This window comes from Candidatus Dependentiae bacterium (assembly GCA_020431705.1).
Taxonomy (GTDB): Bacteria; Babelota; Babeliae; order Babelales; family Vermiphilaceae; genus JAGQHQ01.
The window spans coordinates 1-5,241 of sequence record JAGQHQ010000028.1; the positions used below are offsets into that span (position 1 = coordinate 1).

5 protein-coding genes are annotated in these 5,241 nt (G+C 31.5%); all 5 read right to left on the reverse strand.

Annotation, left to right across the window (positions count from 1 at the left end; translation table 11 throughout):
- Positions 1 to 351: 351 nt before the first annotated feature.
- Positions 352 to 1,254 carry a hypothetical protein gene (locus tag KC460_05005; GenBank protein ID MCA9770700.1) on the reverse strand — a complete coding sequence of 301 codons (903 nt, stop codon included), beginning with the start codon at positions 1,252 to 1,254 and terminating at the stop codon, positions 352 to 354.
- A 34-nt stretch (positions 1,255 to 1,288) separates the two neighbouring features.
- Complete coding sequence (locus KC460_05010; GenBank protein ID MCA9770701.1) at positions 1,289 to 1,801, reverse strand: HAD hydrolase-like protein; 513 nt, start codon at positions 1,799 to 1,801, stop codon at positions 1,289 to 1,291.
- 317 nt (positions 1,802 to 2,118) lie between these two features.
- Positions 2,119 to 3,372 (reverse strand): phosphotransferase, encoded by a 1,254-nt coding sequence (locus KC460_05015; GenBank protein ID MCA9770702.1) that lies wholly within the window; start codon positions 3,370 to 3,372, stop codon positions 2,119 to 2,121.
- Between the two features lie 194 nt (positions 3,373 to 3,566).
- A complete protein-coding gene (locus KC460_05020) occupies positions 3,567 to 4,079 on the reverse strand; it encodes a hypothetical protein (protein MCA9770703.1) in 513 nt (170 codons plus the stop codon).
- Positions 4,080 to 4,309: 230 nt separating this feature from the next.
- The gene (locus KC460_05025; GenBank protein ID MCA9770704.1) at positions 4,310 to 5,041 is read right to left on the reverse strand and encodes a hypothetical protein; all 732 of its coding nucleotides are present in this window, start codon (positions 5,039 to 5,041) and stop codon (positions 4,310 to 4,312) included.
- Positions 5,042 to 5,241: the final 200 nt, after the last annotated feature.

The following is a 5,241-nucleotide window of genomic DNA, read 5'->3' on the forward strand; positions in this document are numbered from 1 at the left end:
AAAGGCTGCTGTTTTAGCCTACATGTTTAGGACTTTTGAATCGGATGTATCGATTTTTTAATTTCACAATTCGCTCAGATAGTCTAACTTTATATCTTTTCATATTAGATGTTTTTATTGGGATATAATTTTTCATACTTTTGCTACAATATGAACGCGTATGAGAAGAAAAAGTGCCTAGTTTTAACTTTCTTTTGTAGGTAGTTGTGATTATATTGTTGGAAGGTGTTGATCTGGTTGCTCCGACATATCTAATGCAAGATGTAAGGCGAGATCTTTTCATTGCCTGTACGCTTACAACGTTGCATATAATTGATCCTAATAATAACAGATTTAAACATTTTTTTATAATCATAAAGCAATACCTTTCTTATTCAATTGTACTTTCCAGTTATTAACAGTTTTTTGCAGATCTTCTGGTGATGTTTTGCGAGCACTGCCGCCAGCCAACTCAAAATGTATACCATTTATGCCGTTATTATTAGCGCCAAGAGCGTTTTCTTTTTTATCATCGGTAAAGATAATACTGTCAACTGTAATACCCTTTTGACTAGCAATATATTTTGTAAGATCTTTGAGTATTTCATAATACTCTTTATGTGGTTTGTATGCATTTTTATCTATTGCTGCGTACATATTTTCGTATTCAACTGGTATAAAAAAAGATTTTTCTTTTTGGTCTTCAGGAACCTGAATATGATTTACCCGTGTTACTAATACTGCATCAAAAATCTCATTTAAATCAACACCGTGTTTGCGCATTTGCTCACGATACGCAAGATGCTGTTTCCAATCTTGATTAGTCGCACCAATTAATACATAGCCTTGATCTTTAAGGCTTTTAGCGGCATCAACCATTTGTTGAATTGGTTTGCGTTTCATTGAACGGTTCATAATTTCATCAGCATAATCACGCAAATCACCATACCCATCTTCTTTAAGTTTATTAAGTAATGTGTATATAACGTTTGTACTACCATTAACTTCTTTACTTATTGTTACTCCATCTTTTTGTATTTTCTTAATATTGATCAATGCTGACAATATACTCGGATGGTGAAATACAATTCTAAGCATGCCAATAAAATCTATAAAACCTACTTTTTTGCTGATGCTCATAACATCATCCATATCAAAGGCAAAAATAACAGCTTTTGTTTGTACGTTGTTGTTAACAAGTGTTTTTTGTTCAGCACATAACGGTGCAATTAATAATGTAATCGCACTAAAAAGAATTGATCTGAAAAATTTCATTGTATATACCTCATATTTAATAAAAAACTAATAATTATAACAAACCATTTTTTTGTAAAAACATTCGAGCCTGTGCTATAGTTGTGAAATGATATGCACATAGCCCACATTTGCATGCGCCATGAACATTTCTTGGCTTATCATCAAAGAACATAATTTTATCTGCTGAAACCCCAGTTCGCTTGATAAATTTTTTTACATATCCACTGTGCGGCTTACGATTGAAAATACCTGAAGCATCTGTTAGAGATCTGCTCAGATCAAAATGTTTAAAAAGATGTGGATAACGTGCAATAAGCTTTGTAAATTCTTTTCTTTTAATATTAGAGAAAATCACCATTTTTATCCCACGAGCTGAAAGCTCCTCAACTAATTTAAGGGACTCAGGCTTAATATGACATTGCCATCCTGCTTTGCCTCGTGCTGGTTGTGTACACAAAACACCATGGATATCAAATGCAACAAGTTGTATCATTTGCACACTTAGTGCAGAACAGTATAAAAAAAATGGTAAAAATAGTGTAAATAAACCAAACTTCTTTATCATAAAAATTTTTCTACCTAAAATAAATAATATGCTAAAAGCAAATAGTGCTTATTTTTGAATAGTATCAAATTTCTACTTGTCATGCAAGTGCTCAAATATATAGTAAAAATATCCATTTTTACCTTTGAGGGGCTTGGTATTTAAGTTGTCTAATGCTTATCAACAAGCCTATTGGTATAAAAGCCGATCTTTACGTATTTTTTAAAAATATTGCAATTAGTTTATAGGCAGGGGAGGGGAAAAGAGGAAGAATATATTTTCAGGTAAGCTCACGTCTAGTATGAGCTGTATTTTCTCAAAAAAGTGTTTTTATATATTTATGAGAGATTATACTTATTTGCAGATTCAGCAAGTTCTTGTAGTTCCTGTAAAAGAATAATTCTTATTTCAGGTAAATCAGTTCGATTAAAATTTTTTTGAAATAATGGTAAAAACAATGTTGCAAATTTAAGTCTATATAGTAGTAAAAAAAATTCTTGTTCTAGTTCTGTTGGTAAATTTCCATATCCTTGATAGAACGATTGAGTTAAGGCATCGGCTTCTTTTGTAGAAAGACCGAATTTTTTATTCATATTAATTAGTTCTACAACTTCCATAAAATCAACCGCACCATTGCCTATCGAATGGCCATTCTTTCTAGATACACTATTATCCATGGATTCTAAATCTATCATATAAACGGTGTTATCGTATTGGTCATATAAAAAGTTTCCTAATTGAGCATCGCCATGGCTAACTGTTGCATTTAGTTTTACTGACTGAATTTTCTGAATGAGAAAATTAAAATAAGACCTTAGTTTTTCGCTGTCTATTCCATAATCATTATCTTTTAAAAGGTGTATCATGTTTGCAAATAGACTGTGTGAATTTTTTATAATGGAATGATCTAAGAGAACATTATGACGAATGTGTAATTGATGTAATTCTGCCAAAGCATTTCCTAGTTTTTCCATAGCTTTTTGAATAGTTTGAAGCATTGAAATGCGTTTTTGACTATTCCTTGGTTGATGAAGCAAATCAACAATAAGTTTTTGAATTTCAATACCTGATGCGGGTGACATTGCTATCATTCCGTATTCTTCTCCATCAACAACACATCTTCCTACAGATTGGCATCTAATTATCTGAAAGTGTTTGGCAGAAATATGTGTACCTATTTTAAACCCAACCAAGTTACGTAAAAATAAACCTTTATTATTAAATGGGTTATTAAAAATTTTTACAACAGATATAAGATTGCCATGTTGATTACGAACGAAATAAAGACGACTACCAGAATAATGGAAAAAATTAACTTTAGGGATATCGTCTACAATAAGCTTGTCTTTCGACTGAGTGACATTACTTTTTACAAAAAATTTAACAGATTTTTTTATGTTGTTATTAGTCAATGTGTAATCAGATAGGTGTGATCGTACATTACTTTTATCATTAGACTTGATTAAATCAATTATAATATCTAATTTTTTTGCAATAGATGGCTTCTTATAAGTAAAGTGACAAAAAACAGTATTCACAAAAAATATCTGTATTCCAACAAAAGCTATCTGTTTGAATTGTTTAGATACCATGTTTAATTCTCCATTTATTTTTTTTATTAGAAGTATGCCGATAACATCCAAATATACATTTTGTTTCAGATATAAAATACTGTTTTTGAGTTATTTTGTCAATTAGTTGCGCATGTAGGTTCTTATGTGTATTTTAAACTAACTTTGCAGAGTGTCTATTCTCGTACAGTGAGCTGTGTTGTTTTACTCGTTAATCAACAAGCCGAGTCAGCCCACGCTTTTTGGTATGGTCGAAGCAGTAGATAAAAGGTATAATAGCGATTGCAGCGTAAAAAACTCCAAAGATAGTTGCTTTTATGATATAGGGTGCTGGGTCTTTCTTGTGCATGCGCTATATATAGTCGCATAGCATGAAACACATAGCTCATGGGAAGTAATTTACTTATTAGTTGTGCGGCCCATTTTGGCAATATTTCTATAGGATAGTAGGTACCACTGAATGGTAATAAAAACCATGCTGTGATAAAACCAAGTTCCACACCGCGTTTGCCCAATAAAAGTACAAAAAGTAAACCAATAAATCCGATCCAAATCGTATAAAGGAAAAGTGGTATAAAGAATGAGGTTTGTATCCATGAGCCTAAAAAACCCCATATGAGTATATCAAGTATAGGCCAATAGAGTATGCCTAGAAAAAGATTAAGGTCTCGCCAATACAAACGAGTATGGCGAAGTACTATGGCCGTTATATCACTTAATGAAACCATAGTTATCCTTATTATTTGGCAATTGTTAAAAAATAATCTTCTAGTGTTGGTTTATCGATTGAGATGTGTGGGTAGGTTACGTGATTTTTGCCGATATCGATCAAAGGTTGCGCAATATTATGTTCATCAACTTCAATAGTTAGGTGATGGTTCTGAATCAGAATAGCGCTTAACAAAATAGATGTATTAAAAAACTTTTGCTATAAAATCAGGTCAAAAACAGATGCTTTTTAATCATTACCGGGTTTAATTAATCCAGTTTTGAATGCGGCTGCTCCAGCAATTCCAAGTATTAAGCTACTTGCAATTGCACCCTTGGCAAAATACCATTTGTGTTCTTTTTTTTCTTTATCACGTTCATTTTGGTATACAATTACTTGCGCTTGTGCCAGAGTTAATTCAGATTGACGTATGCTTTCGTAGTCACTGAATGCTTTTATAGTTTCATTTTTTATTATAATGAGGTTTTGTTGATAAGCATTACGAGTAACTTCAACAAGATAATCATTGAGATCCTTGATTTTATTTTTTGTAGTTGGATTATTGATATGTTTTTTAAGATTTAAATCAACAAAATTATTAAATTGGTTGATAAGCAAAAGTTGACCATTTTTTGAAAGTTTTTTTTTGTAAAATCTTGAGTCTTTGCATTCTCCAAAGCATTCCTTCATTCTACAGTTAATTAGGGTAGTACACATCACTTTATTAGTAAGGATTACTTCTGGTTTTCTTCCTGATTTTGAGGGTGTTAAATCATCATCATCCGATGGTATTATTCCTCGCTCTAAGACATGAAAGGTTTTTCTAATGATGTCCTTTGTTGTTTCGGTATAAATGTGTATTGCATCGGAATTTTGAAAAAATTCGATTGGTTTAATATTTTTTTCTTCCATCGCGTATAAGCAATAATTTGATGTTAAAAGAAGAGAAAGAATATATAAATGCTTTAATGTACTTTCCATAAAGTCAACCCCTTAAAATAAATAATGTTTTGTCAAACTAAACTATTGCTGGAATACTACGATTCTTTTTAAGTTTTCTGAGATAATAACTAGCTAATTGTCAACAGGTTTAATATTTATCCATTAGAACCTATCCCAAAATTCATAAATGCCTCAAAGTATAGAATATAGCGGCAATTTGGATTGCTGCTATATAGTTT